This is a genomic window from Pseudomonas sp. EYE_354 (assembly GCF_023148575.1).
Taxonomy (GTDB): domain Bacteria; phylum Pseudomonadota; class Gammaproteobacteria; order Pseudomonadales; family Pseudomonadaceae; genus Aquipseudomonas.
This window is the reverse complement of sequence record NZ_JAHXNQ010000025.1, coordinates 23,165-39,683: the sequence shown is the minus strand read 5'-3', so window position 1 is coordinate 39,683 and position 16,519 is coordinate 23,165. Positions and strand designations below refer to the sequence as shown.

The window sequence follows — 16,519 nt, the reverse complement described above, 5'->3', positions numbered from 1 at the left end:
GATTTTCAGTGACTCTTCGACCTCTTTTCGCGGCCCTCGCCGTTGTCGCTCTGGCGGGATGTGCAGCCGATCCTGCGCCGAATGAACAAATTCGCCTGACCCAGCAAGCCCTTGAACAAGCCGACGCCGTGGGCGCCAGCGCCGATGAATCGGCTGAACTGAAACTGGCGCAAGACAAGTTTGCCCAGGCCAAGGCCGACATGGCCGATCAATCCTACAAAAACGCGCGCATGCAGGCCGAACAGGCCGAACTGGACGCGCGCCTGGCGGAAGCCCAAGTGCTGACCCGCAAGAGCCAGGAACAACTGAACGTGCTCAACACCCGCATCACGCGCTTGCGCAAGCAATTGCAATTGGGAGAAGCCCAATGAGCCCGCTGATCCGTGGTGTGGGCTGTGCCGTGCTGTTGGGCAGTGTGGCGTTGGGCGGTTGTGCGAGCCATCCGAGTGGCGAGCAGGCTTTGCAGCAGGCCGGCAGCGACTTTCAGAAGGTCAAGGAAGACTCGAATGTGCTGCGCATCGCGCCCAAGGACGTGATTCGCGCGGGTGAGTCCCTGGCGCGTGCCGACCGCTTGTCCAGCTATTGGGGCAGCGGCCCGGACGTGGTGCATTACGCTTACCTGAGCCAGCGCTACAGTGCCATCGCCCGCGAACACACCGAGCAGGCACTCAATGAAGAGCGCGCCGCCAAGCTCGAACTGGAACGCCAGCGCCTGCAATTGGCGCTGCGCGAAAGCAAGCTGATCAGCGTGCAGCAACAGGGCAAATGGCTCGAAGAACAGATCGCCAGCCTGACGACCACCCAGACTGAGCGTGGCCTGGTAATGACCCTGGGCGACGTGCTCTTCGACACCGGCGAAGCTGAGCTGAAAAACTCAGCCAACCGCACAGTGTTGAAGATCGTGCAGTTCCTGCAACTGAACCCCAAGCGCGTGGTACGCATCGAGGGCTACGCCGACAACACCGGCGGCCAGCAGGAAAACCTCAAGCTGTCCCGTGACCGCGCGCAGTCGGTGGCCGATGTGCTGGTGGACCTGGGAATCGATGAAAAGCGTATTCAGGTTGAAGGCTACGGTGACCAGTACCCGGTGGAGGCCAACGCCTCTGAGCGGGGGCGGGCGCAGAACCGTCGCGTGGAGATAGTGTTCTCGGACGAGAAAGGCCAGTTGGGCGCCGCTCGCTAAGAACCGGGCACGAGTCAATAAGCGGGCGTGCCCGCGAAAGCGGTATGTCAGCGATGCAATATCGACTGATAAGCCGCTTTCGCGAGCACGCCCGTTCTTTCAATGTGTTCGATGTACATTCGAAAACCGGGCATCACCCCTACAGTTTTTACTGTCACTCCGGCGCGCGCTCGACTATTGTGACAACTGTCCCCGTACACTTCTAAACTGTGCCGGTATGTTTCACACAAAAATAAAATACCCGTGAAATCGAGTGCTGCGTCATGACCAATCTGTTGCTCTACCAACGTATCGCCCAGCAACTGGCTGAGGATATCCGGCGCGGTGTCTATCAGCCGGGCGAGCGCGTGCCTTCGGTACGCAAGATGAGCTCCCAGCTCAATGTGAGCCACGCCACGGTATTGCAGGCCTACGCCAACCTGGAAGACCAGGGGCTGATTCGGGCGCGGCCACAGTCCGGCTACTACGTGCACCAGACACCGGCGCTGACGGCGCCAACCCCGGACATTGCGCGGGTCGAGCGCCCCGGTTTGGTCACCCGCAGCAGCATCATTCAGCAGGTATTGGGCGAGTCGCGCCGCGAAGGCGTGTTCCCGCTGGGGGCTGCAGTGCCGAGTGTCGACTATTTGCCGGTGCGCGCGCTGCACCAGCAGTTGGCCAAGGTCACGCGGTTCCAGAGCCCACGGGCGTTCAGCTACATGTTCAGCCCAGGTTTCGAGCCGCTGCGTCGGCAGGTGGCGATCCGCATGCGCGATGCCGGCGTGGTGGTGGACCCGTCGGAAGTGGTGATCACCCACGGTTGCGTGGATGCGTTGCAGATGTCGTTGCGGGTGTTGACCCGTCCCGGCGACCTGATCGCCGCCGAATCACCGACTTATTACGGTTTGCTGCAACTGGCTGATTTGCTGGGTCTCAAGGTCATCGAAATTCCCAGCGATCCCTCCACCGGCATGAGCCTGGAAGCCCTGCAACTGGCGGCCAACCAATGGTCGATCAAGGCGCTGGTGCTGACCACACGTCTGAGCAACCCACTGGGCGGCACCATGCCCGAGGAGCGGCAGAAACAGTTGCTGCGCCTGGCATCGGACTTCGATATCCAGATTGTCGAGGATGATATCTACGGCGAACTGATGTTCGAACTGGGCCGCACCAAGGCGCTCAAGGCTTACGATCGGCTGGATCGGGTGATCTATTGCTCGAGCTTCTCCAAAACGTTGTCGCCGGGTGTGCGTATCGGTTGGATGATCGCCGGCAAGTACCAACAGGAAATCCAGCGCCTGCAAATGTTCAGCACCCACTCGGCGTGCAGTGTCACGCAGATGGGCGTTGCGGCGTACCTGGAAAACGGCGGCTATGACCGGCACCTGCGTTACATCCGTCAGGAATACCGCAAGAACCTCAGTGCCTTTCAACTGGCGGTGCAGCAGTATTTCCCTGAGGGCACCCAGATGACCCGGCCGACCGGCGGTTTTATCCTGTGGGTCAGTTTGCCCGGAAGGGTCAATACCCAGGAACTGCACGTGCGTGCCCTGCAACAGGGCATCAGCATTGCGCCGGGGTTGATCTTCAGTAACACCGAGCAGTTCAACCACTGCATCCGTCTTAACTGCGGCACCCCGTGGAACCGCGAGGCAGAGCGGGCGCTGATGACGTTGGGGATGCTGGCCAGTCAGTTATGCCAGGAAACCGCGGCGGGCTTTTGAGGCGCACAGTCGGACAAGTCCGATAGCTGGCTAATCACTGCCCTTGTCATGCCGCGCCCAACAAGCGAGCATATGGCCCTCTGCCGTTAATGCTGTAGGCGATATGACTTCGATTGTTCGCGTTGCTTTGGTGATTGGCCTGTTAAGCCTGTGTGACGTCAGCACAGTGCTGGCGGCAGCCCCTGTGACGGATGACAAGCCCGCTGCGAGCGCTGAACAAACGACCCCCGCGAAAAAACCGGCTTCGGCCACGCAAAACGCCACTGCGAAGAAGAAGGCTGCTAGTGCGAAAAAGCGTGCGGCGGCTGCGAAGAAGTCCAAATCGGCCCGGGAAGTCGCACAAACCAAACTGCCACCGGCACAGTTGGATCTGACGTTGCCGTCTGACATGGTCAGGCACTTGCAACCTCTTGGCACCGTGCCCAAACCCAAGAGCGTGCCGTTGCTGCCACCGATGTTCGGTGAAAAGCCCACGGACAACAGCGCGTTTCAGATCAACGGGCGTCTGCTCAGCAATGAAATGAAGCTGCAATTGCGCAACGAAGAGCGCCGTGATGTGGAAGGCGCGGCGTTGGAGTTCGAGTTCAAGCAGTAAGCGTTTGCTGCTCGCGTCATGCACGCTGTCGACCACCTGTCGCAGACTGGTCAGTCACTGTTTATTTGTGCGAAAAACCCCTGTTAGACCATTTTAAAACGGCTGTTTAAGGGCGTACTCTAGCCCGGCCTACCCCATTGAGTTGTCGAGGAACTGCTGTTCATGAATTGCCGCGAAGGCTGTGGCGCCTGCTGCATCGCCCCCTCTATAAGTTCGCCATTACCTGGGATGCCTGATGGCAAACCCGCGGGCGAACGCTGCCTGCACTTGTCGGTCGAACAGCTGTGCCAGTTGTTCGGGCAGCCTGAGCGCCCGGCGGTGTGCAGTGATTTCAAGGCGGATATCGATGTCTGCGGTACCGACCAGGCCGATGCCATCCGCTTGATCGGCTGGTGGGAACAGATGACGGCGGCTTGATGGGCTTACTATCGGAACTTCAATAAGGAATACAACAATGGGTTCGCTGAAACGAATGGCTGTGCTGTGCGGTGTTACGGTGTTGTTTGCGGCCACGGCCCAGGCTGAGGACTGGCAAGTCGCCAAGGACGAAGACGGTATCAAGATTTCGCTGAGCGAAATTGCCGGCTCCAAGTACAAGGCGTATCGCGGCGTGACTCTGATCAAGGCACCCGTTGCCAGGATCCAGGCGCTTCAGGAAGACGTCGCCGGCGCCTGTGCGTGGATTCACGAATGCAAATCCCAGAAGCTGGTGGATAAAAAAGGCGACGAGGCCTGGACCTACACCCAGTTCAAGGCGCCGTTCCCTGTGACCGATCGTGATTCGTACATTCACGTCACCACCACCAAGAATGCCGATGGCAGCCTGACCCGCAAACTTGAGGGCGTGCCTACCTACAAGCCGGAAGAAAAAGGCTACGTGCGCGTGGCCCAGGTCGAGGGGTTTTGGAAGCTGGTCCCCAAGGGTGCCAATGAAACCGAAGTCACCTATCAGGTTCACACCGAGCCCGGCGGCAGCGTGCCGTCGTGGCTGGCCAACAAGTTCGTGGTGGACGCCCCGTTCAACACCTTGAAAGCCTTGAAAACCCACGCTGAACAATAAGCGCGATAGACGCGGTGCCTCAGGGCTTGAATGGAACGTTTACCGAGCCCTCAAGGTCCAGATACAGGTGAGCCCACACGCGGGCTTTATCGAGGAGGCACCGATGCAAACGTGGCACATTACCTTCGTTGATGATCACGGCGAGACATCCGTGGAGCAGTTCACCTGCGAACAAAAGCCCAGCCTCGAAGATGCTGCGCACATGATTCGCAACAAACTGGTACCTGTAGCCGCCGAGCTCGACCTCAATGACCTTGAGGGCCGCAAGGCAGAGCCTACGGTCAAGATTCTGAAAGACCAGAACAGCATCCAGATCCTCGACATTTCTCCCGCCGCCTGAATATTCCTTGTATCACCTCCAGGCGCTACTGGTGGAGGTGAAAGCTTCGCGCTACTCTGCAAGCGAGATCAGCGAATGAATCGCTAAGGTCTGGTCTTGTCAGCTACATGCTTGTTTTCCCGTGGTGATGTTATTGCCGTGGTACCCGCGCCGGTAGCGCGCGGGCTTTTGGGAAGCACGGAAAGTCTATCCATCGGTTTGAGGAGGACGTTTCATGAGCACAGCCTATCAAGAAGACATCAGCACCCACGTTCTACGTCGCATGAAAGAAGGCGGCTTCGACTTTTCAAGGTTTCACCCCATTGAGTTCTACGCGATTTTTCCGGACGAGGAACGGGCGCGCAGGGCTGCGGGTGAGTTTCGTGGAGAGTCCCTGAACGCGCAGGTCAGTGCGCGCGACGATGGCGCCTGGTACCTGGAGTTGAGCAAAGTCATGTTTGCAACCTACGACGGCATAGGAGACTTCGAGCAGGACTTTGAAGCAGTGGTGGAGCCCCTTGGTGGAATCATCGAAGGGTGGGGCGTCAAGCACCCGGTACGTCCGTTACCGATGTAGTGCAAAGTTATACGCAACACAACGTATCGGCTGACCTTAGGGTTGGCCGATTTTGTTTGCGCGGCGCGCAAACGTTGCGGAACTTGCGTTGCATTTTTACGCACCAAAAAAAAGGCCACCCGACAAGGGTGGCCCAAAGGGAAGAGCGGAGCGCCAAAGGTTATTCAGCAGATGGGGCGATTATCCGCAGGCGTGGCCGGGCAGTGAAATCAACTCTGACTATGCTGTTGATAGCAAAAACCTGCATTGTGCTGAAGCAGGCCGCTACACACCGGGCAATCTGCGCACCAGGAAGGTGCGCCAGGCTGCCCGCGTTTATTCAACGCACTGATATTTAAGTGTTTATGCCGATGGCACGGGCCTTGCGAAGGTCCATGCGTCCCGAGTGACAAGGAGTACGGCATGATCCGCACTTATTACGATGAGATGTACGACGGTGCAGGGCTGGTTCGCCCGCACTATCGCGAATTTGCCCGCTGGTTGGCCGACACCCCGGCAGACCTGCTGGCCCAGCGTCGGCGCGAAGCCGATTTGCTGTTTCACCGCGCCGGGATCACCTTCACCCTGTATGGGGACGAGCAGGGTACCGAGCGCCTGATTCCCTTCGACACCATCCCCCGCAGTATTCCCGCCAGCGAATGGCGGATCGTCGAGCGTGGCTGCATCCAGCGGGTCAAGGCGCTGAATATGTTTCTCGCCGACCTGTATCACGACCAACGCATCATCAAGGCCGGGATCATTCCCGCCGAACAGGTGCTGGCCAACGAGCAGTACCAACTGGCGATGCAGGGCTTGAACCTGCACCGCGACCTGTATTCCCACGTTTCGGGGGTAGACCTCGTACGCGACGGCGACGGCACTTACTACGTGCTGGAAGACAACCTGCGTACGCCCAGCGGCGTGAGTTACATGCTTGAAGACCGCAAGATGATGATGCGTCTGTTCCCCGAGCTGTTCGCCGCCCAGCGCATCGCGCCCATCGACCATTACCCCAACCTGCTGCTCGACACCCTCAAAAGCTCCAGCCCCCTGGATAACCCCAGCGTGGTGGTGCTGACGCCTGGGCGCTTCAACAGCGCATTCTTTGAACATGCGTTTCTCGCGCGGGAAATGGGTGTGGAGCTGGTGGAAGGTGCCGACCTGTTCGTGCGCGACGACCGCGTGTTCATGCGCACCACCGACGGGCCCAAAGCGGTGGATGTGATCTATCGTCGCCTCGACGACGCGTTCCTCGACCCGCTGGCGTTCAACCCGGACTCCATGCTCGGCGTGCCCGGCCTGCTCGCGGCCTATCGCTCGGGCAATGTGGTGCTGGCCAATGCCATTGGTACCGGAGTGGCGGATGACAAGTCGGTGTACCCCTTCGTCACCGAGATGATCCGTTTTTACCTGGATGAAGAGCCGATCCTCAAGAACGTCCCTACTTTCCAGTGCCGCAAGCCCGACGAACTGTCCCACGTGCTCGCCAACCTGCCGGAGCTGGTGGTGAAGGAAACCCAAGGTTCCGGCGGCTACGGCATGCTGGTGGGGCCTGCGTCCACCGCAAAGGAAATCGAAGCCTTCCGTGCCCGTATCAAGGCCAAGCCCCACGCCTATATCGCTCAGCCAACCCTGTGTTTATCCACCTGCCCGACCTTTGTCGAAAACGGCATCGCGCCGCGGCACATCGACCTGCGCCCGTTTGTCTTGTCCGGCAAAGAAACCCGCGTAGTGCCGGGCGGCCTGACCCGCGTGGCCTTGCGCGAAGGTTCGCTGGTGGTCAATTCGTCCCAGGGTGGCGGCACCAAAGACACCTGGGTGGTGGAGGACTGATGTCATGTTGAGTAGAACTGCCTCGGATTTGTATTGGATGTCGCGCTATCTGGAGCGCGCGGAAAACCTTGCGCGCATGCTCGATGTCAGCTATTCGCTATCACTGATGCCCCAGGACGGGCGGGGTGATGGCCTGCACGAACTGGCCATGCCACTGCTGATCACCGGCACGCTGGATGATTACCACGCACGCCACGGTGAGCTGCATGCCGAACGCCTGCTGCACTTTTTTGCCCTGGATGCCGCCAACCCGGCCAGCATCTACAGCTGCCTCGGCGCAGCGCGGGCCAGCGCCCATGCGGTGCGTGGGCGAATCACTGCCGACATGTGGGAAAACATCAACGCCACTTGGTTGGATATTCGCGATATAGCCCAACAGGGCCTGAGTCGCTACGGCATGAGTCGGTTCTGTGAGTGGGGCAAGGAACGCTCCCATCTGTTTCGCGGCGCCACCTACGGCACCATCATGCGCAACGATGCCTTCCGTTTCATTCGCCTGGGCACCTTTATCGAACGCGCCGACAACACCCTGCGCTTGCTGGACGCGCGTTATGAAATGGCGGGCGACCGTGCCGAGGTCGTCACCGATGACACGGCCCATGCCTACTACCAGTGGAGCGCCTTGCTGCGCGCGCTGTCATCGTTCGAGGCCTACACCGAGATCTATCGCGACGCCCCCGGAGCCCGCCAGGTCGCTGAGTTGTTGCTATTGCGCGCCGACGTCCCGCGTTCGCTACGGGCGTGCAGTGAAGAAATCGATCAGATCCTCGCCAGCCTGCCGGGCCTCAACGGTCGACCGGCCCAGCGCCTGGCTGCCGAAATGGACGCGCGCCTGCGCTTTACCGCCATCGATGAAATCCTTGAGGAAGGCCTGCATGCCTGGCTGACCGACTTTATCCCCTTGGTCCGCCAGTTGGGCGACGCCATCTACAGTTCCTATCTGGAGGCGGCATGAGACTTTCCATCAGCCACGAAACCACCTACCACTACGAGGACCAGGTTCGCGCCAGCATTCAGTACCTGCGTCTTACTCCCCACGACAGCGAGCGTCAGCACGTGCTCAGTTGGCACCTGGACCTGCCGCGCCCGGTGCGCGCCCAGGTGGACCCGTTCGGCAATATCCTGCACGTGCTGACCCTGGACGAACCCCACGACGCCATCATCATTGGCGCCCGCGGCCAGGTGGACATCGACGAATTGCGTGAGGCGGAACACGAGAGCCAATCAGCCTTTCCATTCCTGCGCTGCACGCGCCTGACCGAACCCGACGAAGCGATGCGCAGGTTTGCCGAGCAGCAATGCCATCAACGTCGCGACCGCACCGCGCTGATCGACCTGATGCACGCGCTGAACCAGGTGATGGTCTACACCCCCGGTGCCACTGAAGTCGACACCAGCGCCGCCCAGGCCTTCGCCGGCAGGGCCGGGGTGTGCCAGGACCACACCCATGCGTTCCTGGCCTGCGCGCGCAGCCTGGGGATTCCGGCGCGGTATGTGTCGGGGTATTTGTACACCGAGGACAGCGCACATTTGGCCAGCCATGCCTGGGCCGAAGCCTGGCTGGACGACGCCTGGTACAGCTTTGACGTGACCAACCAACTGGCACGGCCGGAGCGGCATCTCAAACTGGCCGTTGGCCTGGATTACCTCGACGCCTGCCCGGTGCGCGGCATGCGCCGTGGCGGCGGGCATGAGCAGATGCATGCCAAAGTGTTCGTGGCGCCGACGCCGGTGATCTCGGTGCAGCAACAGTAAAGCAGGCGCCGAGGACTGCTCTCTGTAACGGGCGGATTGCGTATTGCGAGGCTCAGGGCTGCTGCTTGCGCCCCGCCATATGCTTGAAGTACCCCACCAGCGCGTCCAGTTCGCTGTCAGGCAATACCGCCGCGGCGAACGCCGGCATCTTGGCCTGGGGCCAATGGCGCAGGCTTTGCGGGTCGCGGATGTAGCGCTTGAGAAAGTCTTCGCCGAAATATTCGGTAGGGCTGTAGGGAATGTTCAAATCCGGCCCCACCTGAGCATCGCCCGCGCCGTTGAGGCGGTGGCAGGCCATGCAGTTTTTCTGAAACAGCGCAAAGCCTCTATTGATCGGGTCATTCGCCGCAAGCGTCGGATCGGGCAGCAACGCAGGGAAGCGCTCGGCCACGGTCTTCAATTGTTTGATCTCGCCGACCTGGAACGGCCACTGCTCCGGGCTGATGTGCCCGGCCTGCGGATCGGTCCACACCAGGTAGAACGGCCCGGCACTCGGTTTACCCTCGGCCAGCGCAGGCCATGGTGTGGCCGGGTCTTCCACGGCCAACCAGGCACGGGCACCGCGTGTTTCCAACAGCGGCGCGGCGGCAAGCTCGGCCGCGAAGCCATCCAGGGCCACCGCTTGCAGATGACTGTCCGGCTTAAGACCCGGTAGGAGCACCGCCAGGGGCACTGCGCGATAGATCATGTTGCGTTTGTAAGACACGTCATCGACGATCTGCACCGTCTGTGCAGCCGGGTGGTTGAGCAGTTCGGCGGTTTGCCACGTCTTGCTGGCGTGGCCCAGTTTGATGCTCAACTGTGCCGCGGAAGCGGGCAGGGCAAGCACTATGGCGAGCAATGCAAGGATCGGTTTCAAGACACAGGTCCCTGTGTTAAGTGGCGATGGGCCTCACGATACCGGAAAAACGCACGTAAAAAGGCAGCTCCTGCAACGGGGTCGCTATGCACGAGGTCCCGGCAGGTGCTGCCAAAAAGCGGTAATCCTGATGCGCAGATTGCGCAGGACGGATGATTACCCAATGACCTTGGTCAAGTTGGGCAAGATCAGAATCAGTGTGGTGGCGAAGAGGATAAGTCCCGCCTGACGTACTTTTGAGTGCTTGAACATGGCTGACTGCCTTTTGTTGTTATTCCTGAGCGTCAACTGCTTAGGTTTTATTTCAGTATGGCGAGCTGACGTGTCGCTTTTCTTACAGATGCTCCAGCAAAACCCGGCAGCAACTTCCTACTGATTGAACCTTAGAGCCGTCGTTCTTCGCTGCTTAGATCCATTTCATATCAACCAATCGAAAAATCTGCTTAAAAATGTATGAGGCATAACGCCATATTGGCGCCAATGCCTTGGCTAGACAGCTAAAACGATTAACCCGTGGATTAGCTTAGGACCCTACCGTTCGTCCGAGCGTGAGGGTCAAAAGCAATGAGCGCATCCGTCATTGAAACCGTGTCAATCGGGCCTAAGGTAAGGGCACTACTGCGCAACGGTTCGAGGACGTCATGACCCAAGCTTTGATCTTTGATGCGATACGCACCCCCCGAGGCAAGGGCAAGGCCGACGGCGCGTTGTACAGCGTCAAGCCGGTAAACCTGGTGGCCGGCCTGCTCACCGCGCTGGCGCAACGCAGCGATCTGGATACCGAGCAAGTCGATGACATCGTGCTGGGCTGTGTCACGCCGGTGGGGGATCAGGGCGCCGACATCGCCAAGACCGCCGCGTTGGTGGCGAACTGGGCCACCAGCGTCGCCGGCGTACAGGTCAACCGCTTCTGCGCCTCGGGCCTGGAAGCGGTGAACCTGGGCGCGATGAAAGTGCGCTCCGGCTTTGAAGACCTTGTGGTGGTGGGCGGTGTCGAGTCGATGTCCCGCGTGCCCATGGGCAGTGATGGCGGCGCCTGGGTGTTGGACCCCTGCACCAACCTGCACAGTCACTTCACGCCCCAGGGAATTGGCGCGGACCTTATTGCCACCCTGGAAGGTTTCAGCCGCGAAGACGTCGACACCTTTGCCCTACAGTCCCAGCAGAAAGCCGCCAGGGCCCGCGCGGACGGTTCCTTCAACAAATCCCTGATTCCGGTGCAGGACCAAAACGGCATTGTGCTGCTGGACCACGATGAATTCATCCGGGGCGACTCCACCCTCGAAGGCCTCGCCAAGCTCAAGCCCAGTTTCGAAATGATCGGGCAGATGGGCTTCGATGCCACCGCATTGCGGGTCTACAGCCATGTGGAACGCATCCACCACGTGCACACCCCCGGCAACAGCTCCGGCATCGTCGACGGCGCCGCGTTGATGTTGATCGGCTCCGAAGCCCGCGGTCGCGAGCTGGGCCTGCGACCGCGCGCGCGTATCGTCGCCACGGCCGTCACCAGCACCGACCCTACCATCATGCTTACCGGCCCCGCGCCGGCCACCCGCAAAGCCCTGGCCAAGGCCGGCTTGCGCGTGGAGGACATCGATCTGTTCGAGGTCAACGAAGCGTTTGCCTCGGTGGTGCTCAAGTTCATCAAGGACATGGGCATCGACGCCGCGCGGGTCAACGTCAACGGCGGCTCCATCGCCATGGGCCACCCGTTGGGCGCCACCGGCTGCGCGATCCTCGGCACCTTGCTCGATGAACTGGAAGTGCGCCAGCAACGCTATGGCCTGGCCACCCTGTGTGTCGGCGGTGGCATGGGCATCGCCACCCTTATCGAGCGCCTCTGAGCCAAGGACCTTGTCATGACCCAAGCCATTCGTTACGAAAAAGGCCAGGACCAGATCGTGGTGCTGACCCTCGACATGCCCGGCCAGAGCGCCAACACCATGAACAGCGTGTACCGCGAGGCCATGGCGGCCACCGTGGTACGCCTGGAAGCGGAAAGGGACCAGATTGCCGGGGTAATTATCACCTCGGCCAAAAAGACTTTTTTCGCCGGCGGTGACCTCAATGAACTGATTCAGGTCGACAAAGCCCATGCCAAAAACTTCTACGACGGTGTGTTGGTGTTGAAGGCCCAACTGCGCCGCCTGGAAACCCTCGGCAAACCGCTGGTGGCCGCGATCAATGGCGCAGCCCTGGGCGGCGGCTGGGAGATTTGCCTGGCGTGCCATTACCGCATCGCGCTGGATGATCACTCCGTGCAACTCGGTCTGCCGGAAGTCACTCTGGGCCTGCTGCCCGGCGGCGGTGGCGTGGTGCGTATGGTGCGCCTGCTTGGCCTGGAAAAAGCCTTGCCGTATCTGCTCGAAGGTAAAAAAGTACGGCCGCAACAGGCGCTGCAAGCCGGGTTGATCAATGAACTGGCGACGGACCGCGATGCGCTGCTGGCCAGGTCCCGCGCCTGGATTCTGGCCAATCCCGAGGCGAAGCAACCCTGGGATCACAAGGCGTACCAAATCCCCGGCGGCACGCCGTCGAGCCCGAAAGTGGCGCAGATGCTGGCGATTGCGCCGTCGATCCTGCGCAGTAAAACCAATGGTTGTTTTCCGGCACCGGAGAAAATCCTCTGCGCCGCCGTCGAAGGCGCTCAGGTGGATTTCGACACCGCCCACCTGATTGAAACCCGCTACTTCACGGAGTTGGTCACCGGACAAGTGGCGAAAAACATGATCGGCACGTTCTGGTTCCAGCTCAATGAAATCAACGCCGGCCGCTCACGGCCCCAGGGTTTTGCAACCTATGTGACGCGCAAGGTGGGCGTGCTCGGCGCAGGGATGATGGGCGCGGGCATTGCCTATGTCAGCGCCTGTGCGGGCATCGACGTGGTGCTCAAGGACATCACCCAGGACGCCGCCGAAAAGGGCAAGGCACACTCGGCCGCATTACTCGACAAGAAAGTCGACCGTGGGCAATTGACCGCCGAACAGCGCGAAAGCATCTTGGCGAGGATCCATCCCACGGCCATTGATGCCGATCTGGCCGGCTGCGACCTGATCATCGAAGCGGTGTTCGAAGACCGTGCGCTCAAGGCCAGGGTCTCGGCCGCCGCGCAGCGTGTGGTCGGTGCCGACGCGGTGATCGCGTCCAATACGTCCACGTTGCCCATCAGCGGCCTGGCAGAGGCGGTGCCAGATGCCGGCAAATTCATAGGCCTGCATTTCTTCAGCCCGGTCGACAAAATGCCCCTGGTGGAAATCATCAAAGGTGCCCACACCTCGGACGAAACCCTGGCGCGAGGTTTCGATTTCGTCCTGCAAATCAAGAAGACCCCGATCGTGGTCAATGACAGTCGCGGCTTCTTCACCTCGCGGGTGTTCGGCACCTTTACCAATGAAGGAATCGCCATGCTCGGTGAGGGCGTGGCCGCACCGATGATCGAAATGGAAGCGCGCAAGGCGGGCATGCCGGTGGGGCCGTTGGCGGTGTCCGACGAAGTGTCCCTCAGCCTGATGAGCCATATCCGACAGCAGACTGCAAAGGATCTGCAGGCCGAAGGCAAGCAGGTGCCGGCGCACCCGGCGACAACGGTGATCGATCTGCTGGTTAACGAGTGCAAGCGGGCGGGCAAAGCGGCCGGGGGCGGGTTTTATGAATACCCAAGCGGCGGGCAGAAGTACTTGTGGCCGGAACTCAAACAGCGCTTTGAACGGCCTGCTCAACGAATTTCTGCGCAGGACGTACGCGACCGTTTGCTGTTTATCCAGGCCATCGAAACCGTGCGCTGTGTGGAGGAGGGCGTGCTGATGTCCACCGCCGACGCCAACGTGGGCTCGATTTTCGGCATCGGTTTTGCCGCGTGGACGGGCGGCGCGTTGCAGTTCATCAACGCCTATGGCTTGCACGATTTCATCGCGCGCGCGCGTTATTTGGCTGAACACTATGGGCCGCGGTTTTCGCCGCCGATGCTGTTATTGGAGAAAGCGGCACAGAACGCGACATTCTGACGGTTTTGGATATGTGCAGGGCTTGCCTTGACCGGGTGTTTCAAGGCAGGCTCTGGGTGTTCAATATTCCCATCGCCGTGTCAGGTATTTTTTATGTCGCTACGCGTCTGCATCCTGGAAACCGATATCCTGCGTCCAGGCTTGATCGATCAGTACCAAGGTTACGGGCAGATGTTCAAGCGCCTGTTTTCCAAGCAGCCGATTGCCGCCGAGTTTGTCGTGTACAACGTGGTGCAGGGCGAATACCCGTCCGACGATGAGGTGTTCGATGCCTACCTCGTCACGGGCAGCAAGGCCGATTCCTTCGGCACCGACCCCTGGATCCAGACCCTTAAGACTTACCTGCTCCAGCGCTATGAGCGTGGCGACAAGTTGCTGGGCATCTGTTTCGGTCATCAACTCTTGGCGTTGCTGCTCGGCGGCAAGGCCGAACGCGCGAGCCAAGGCTGGGGCATGGGCATCCACGATTACAAGCTCGATACCCAGGCTCCGTGGATGAGCCCTGAAGTGCCGGAGCTGACGCTGTTGATCAGCCATCAGGACCAGGTCACCCGTTTGCCGGACAACGCCACCGTCATCGCTTCCAGCGATTTCTGCCCGTTCGCCGCCTATCACATTGGCGACCAGGTGCTGTGCTTTCAGGGGCATCCGGAGTTTATTCAGGACTATTCCCGCGAGCTGCTGGAGATTCTGCAGACGACGCTGGGTGAAAAAATCTACACCAACGGCGTCGCCAGTCTGGATCGCGAGCACCATGGTGCAACCGTGGCGGAATGGATGATGCGCTTTGTGGCGCACAAGCCTGAGGCGGACGTTAAAGCCAACCAGAGCGCTTGAAGCTCGCCCACAGGCTGGTGCACCCCACGGCAATAAGCCCGATCACCGCAAAATAGCCGTAGTGCCATTTCAGCTCGGGCATGTTCTCGAAGTTCATCCCATAAATCCCCGCCACTGCGGTGGGGAACGCCAGGATCGCCGCCCACGCGGCAAACTTGCGCTGCACCACGCTCTGACGCGAGGCCTCAAGCAACACACCGATCTCGATGGTCTGGCTGGCGATATCGCGCAGGGTGGTCAGGTCTTCCATCTGCCGTGTGACGTGGATCTGCACATCACGGAAGTACGGGCGCATGTTCTTGTCGATAAACGGGAAGCTCAGCTTCTGCAATTCCTGGCTGATCTCCACCATCGGCGCCACGTAACGTTTAAGCCGCAGCACGTCGCGGCGCAGGCCGTGGATCTTCTGGATATCGCGCTCGCTCAACGAGCTGCACAGGACGTTGCGCTCCAGCTCATCGATCTCGGCGTGGATCGCCTCGCTCACCGGCTGGTAGTTTTCGGTGACGAAATCCAGCAGCGCATACAGTACGAAATCTTCCCCATGTTCCAGCAACAGCGGCCGCGCCTCACAGCGCTGACGCACAAAGCCGTAGGACGCCGAGTGGCCGTTGCGTGCGGTGATGATGTAACCCTTGCCGGCAAAAATATGCGTCTCGATAAACTCCAGCTTGCCGTTCTCGCGCACCGGTGAGTAGGTGACGATAAACAGCGCGTCGCCAAAGGTTTCCAGCTTGGGGCGGCTGTGTTTTTCCAGGGCGTCTTCAATGGCCAGTTCGTGCAGGTTGAACTGGCGCTGCAGGTTGGAGAGCTCCAGGGCGCTGGGTTCCTCGAGGCCGATCCACACAAAGTGGTCGGGTTTGGCGGCCCAGGCCGCGCCTTCGTCGAGGGTGATATCCGAGACTTTCTTACCGGCGCTGTAAACAGCGGCCGCAACAACTCTACCCATGGTGCAGATCACTTCTTATTAGGAGGACAGGTGTTGGGCAGCTTAGCTGGAAGGGAGTTCTATTGTTGCGTCACTTTGCAGTTCAAGGTCCATAGCGGCGATACAGGCATCCATCTGCGCCTGGCAGGCTTGCATCAGCGCCGGAACATCATCGGCGCTCAACCCTGCTGTAGGAATCGGCGGCAATGAGCGTATGAGCACATCACCGCTGTTCCAGCGATTGAGCTTCATGTGGGTAACGTAGTTGCTGACACACACCTGCACGATGGGCACACCGGCAGCGATCGCCATATGAAACGCGCCCTTCTTGAACGGCAGCAGGCCTTTGCCGAGGTTACGCGTGCCTTCCGGGAACACCCAGATCGAGGTGTCCTCGTGTTGCAAGGTGTGGGTGGTGGTAAGCATCGCACGGCGCGCCTTGTGGGCATTGCCGCGGTCGATCAACACATTGCCCGCCAGCCAGAACAACTGACCGAACAGCGGCACCCATTTAAGGCTCTTCTTGGCGATACACACAGTGCGGTGGGGCACCACGTTGCCGCAGACGAACAGGTCGTAGTTGGACTGGTGGTTGGCGATCACCACGCAGGTGCCGGGCTTGTTGCGCAGTGAGTCGACGTCGGCCTTAACGTTCAGCCGCAAGATCCACATCGCGGGCCGCGCATACAGGCGGGCACACAGACGACTGTTGTCCGGGTTGAAGGGGCGGCACACCCCAATAACGATGCCCAGCACACCGGCGACCATAAAGTGCAGGCCCATCAACAACATACGCAGCAAAAAGAGCATCGACACGGCCTATCGAGACAAAAGGTCGCGCAGTGTACGGTTGTGCACTGTCTTCGGCAATTACCCCGGTAGAG

The 16,519-nt window shown here is 60.1% G+C and carries 17 protein-coding genes; 14 read left to right on the top strand and 3 right to left on the bottom strand.

What is annotated here, in order from left to right; genetic code table 11:
* The first annotated feature begins 8 nt into the window (after nt 1-8).
* The 11 genes from KZX66_RS25305 to KZX66_RS25255 all read left to right on the top strand — a co-directional run bounded on the left by KZX66_RS25305 (nt 9) and on the right by KZX66_RS25255 (nt 9,004).
* On the top strand, nt 9-371 hold the full coding sequence (locus KZX66_RS25305) for a DUF4398 domain-containing protein (protein ID WP_248083938.1): 363 nt from the start codon (nt 9-11) through the stop codon (nt 369-371).
* The gene (locus tag KZX66_RS25300; protein WP_248083937.1) at nt 368-1,183 is read left to right on the top strand and encodes an OmpA family protein; all 816 of its coding nucleotides are present in this window, start codon (nt 368-370) and stop codon (nt 1,181-1,183) included. Before KZX66_RS25305 ends, KZX66_RS25300 begins: the two co-directional genes overlap by 4 nt.
* Before the next feature lie 263 nt (nt 1,184-1,446).
* Nucleotides 1,447-2,886 (top strand): PLP-dependent aminotransferase family protein, encoded by a 1,440-nt coding sequence (locus tag KZX66_RS25295; RefSeq protein WP_017527404.1) that lies wholly within the window; start codon nt 1,447-1,449, stop codon nt 2,884-2,886.
* Nucleotides 2,887-2,989: 103 nt separating this feature from the next.
* Nucleotides 2,990-3,481, top strand: coding sequence for a translation initiation factor 2 (locus KZX66_RS25290; protein ID WP_248083936.1), 492 nt, complete (start codon nt 2,990-2,992; stop codon nt 3,479-3,481).
* Between the two features lie 162 nt (nt 3,482-3,643).
* On the top strand, nt 3,644-3,898 hold the full coding sequence (locus KZX66_RS25285) for a YkgJ family cysteine cluster protein (RefSeq protein WP_248083935.1): 255 nt from the start codon (nt 3,644-3,646) through the stop codon (nt 3,896-3,898).
* Between the two features lie 37 nt (nt 3,899-3,935).
* A complete protein-coding gene (locus KZX66_RS25280; RefSeq protein WP_248083934.1) occupies nt 3,936-4,541 on the top strand; it encodes an START domain-containing protein in 606 nt (201 codons plus the stop codon).
* 103 nt (nt 4,542-4,644) lie between these two features.
* The gene (locus tag KZX66_RS25275) at nt 4,645-4,881 is read left to right on the top strand and encodes a hypothetical protein (RefSeq protein WP_248083933.1); all 237 of its coding nucleotides are present in this window, start codon (nt 4,645-4,647) and stop codon (nt 4,879-4,881) included.
* Between the two features lie 214 nt (nt 4,882-5,095).
* Complete coding sequence (locus KZX66_RS25270) at nt 5,096-5,437, top strand: ribonuclease E inhibitor RraB (protein WP_003175566.1); 342 nt, start codon at nt 5,096-5,098, stop codon at nt 5,435-5,437.
* A gap of 402 nt (nt 5,438-5,839) precedes the next feature.
* Nucleotides 5,840-7,249, top strand: coding sequence for a circularly permuted type 2 ATP-grasp protein (locus KZX66_RS25265; protein WP_248083932.1), 1,410 nt, complete (start codon nt 5,840-5,842; stop codon nt 7,247-7,249).
* Between the two features lie 4 nt (nt 7,250-7,253).
* Nucleotides 7,254-8,204, top strand: a complete 951-nt coding sequence (locus tag KZX66_RS25260; protein ID WP_248083931.1) for an alpha-E domain-containing protein — start codon at nt 7,254-7,256, stop codon at nt 8,202-8,204.
* Nucleotides 8,201-9,004: a transglutaminase family protein gene (locus KZX66_RS25255; RefSeq protein ID WP_248083930.1), complete on the top strand. Its 804-nt coding sequence runs from the start codon at nt 8,201-8,203 to the stop codon at nt 9,002-9,004. Before KZX66_RS25260 ends, KZX66_RS25255 begins: the two co-directional genes overlap by 4 nt.
* A 52-nt stretch (nt 9,005-9,056) precedes the next feature.
* Here the strand turns inward: KZX66_RS25255 and KZX66_RS25250 are convergent, their stop codons facing one another.
* Nucleotides 9,057-9,863 (bottom strand): cytochrome c, encoded by an 807-nt coding sequence (locus KZX66_RS25250; RefSeq protein WP_248083929.1) that lies wholly within the window; start codon nt 9,861-9,863, stop codon nt 9,057-9,059.
* Nucleotides 9,864-10,504: 641 nt separating this feature from the next.
* Between KZX66_RS25250 and KZX66_RS25245 the strand changes: the two genes are divergently transcribed.
* The 3 genes from KZX66_RS25245 to KZX66_RS25235 all read left to right on the top strand — a co-directional run bounded on the left by KZX66_RS25245 (nt 10,505) and on the right by KZX66_RS25235 (nt 14,707).
* On the top strand, nt 10,505-11,710 hold the full coding sequence (locus KZX66_RS25245) for an acetyl-CoA C-acetyltransferase (RefSeq protein ID WP_248083928.1): 1,206 nt from the start codon (nt 10,505-10,507) through the stop codon (nt 11,708-11,710).
* A 15-nt stretch (nt 11,711-11,725) separates the two neighbouring features.
* Complete coding sequence (locus KZX66_RS25240) at nt 11,726-13,870, top strand: 3-hydroxyacyl-CoA dehydrogenase NAD-binding domain-containing protein (protein ID WP_248083927.1); 2,145 nt, start codon at nt 11,726-11,728, stop codon at nt 13,868-13,870.
* Nucleotides 13,871-13,963: 93 nt separating this feature from the next.
* Nucleotides 13,964-14,707: an amidotransferase gene (locus KZX66_RS25235; protein ID WP_248083926.1), complete on the top strand. Its 744-nt coding sequence runs from the start codon at nt 13,964-13,966 to the stop codon at nt 14,705-14,707.
* Here KZX66_RS25235 and KZX66_RS25230 read toward each other — a convergent pair.
* Both KZX66_RS25230 and KZX66_RS25225 read right to left on the bottom strand, forming a co-directional pair.
* Nucleotides 14,685-15,656 carry a magnesium and cobalt transport protein CorA gene (locus KZX66_RS25230; RefSeq protein ID WP_248083925.1) on the bottom strand — a complete coding sequence of 324 codons (972 nt, stop codon included), beginning with the start codon at nt 15,654-15,656 and terminating at the stop codon, nt 14,685-14,687. The genes KZX66_RS25235 and KZX66_RS25230 overlap by 23 nt on opposite strands.
* A 42-nt stretch (nt 15,657-15,698) precedes the next feature.
* A complete protein-coding gene (locus KZX66_RS25225; protein ID WP_248083924.1) occupies nt 15,699-16,445 on the bottom strand; it encodes a 1-acylglycerol-3-phosphate O-acyltransferase in 747 nt (248 codons plus the stop codon).
* Between the last annotated feature and the right edge of the window lie 74 nt (nt 16,446-16,519).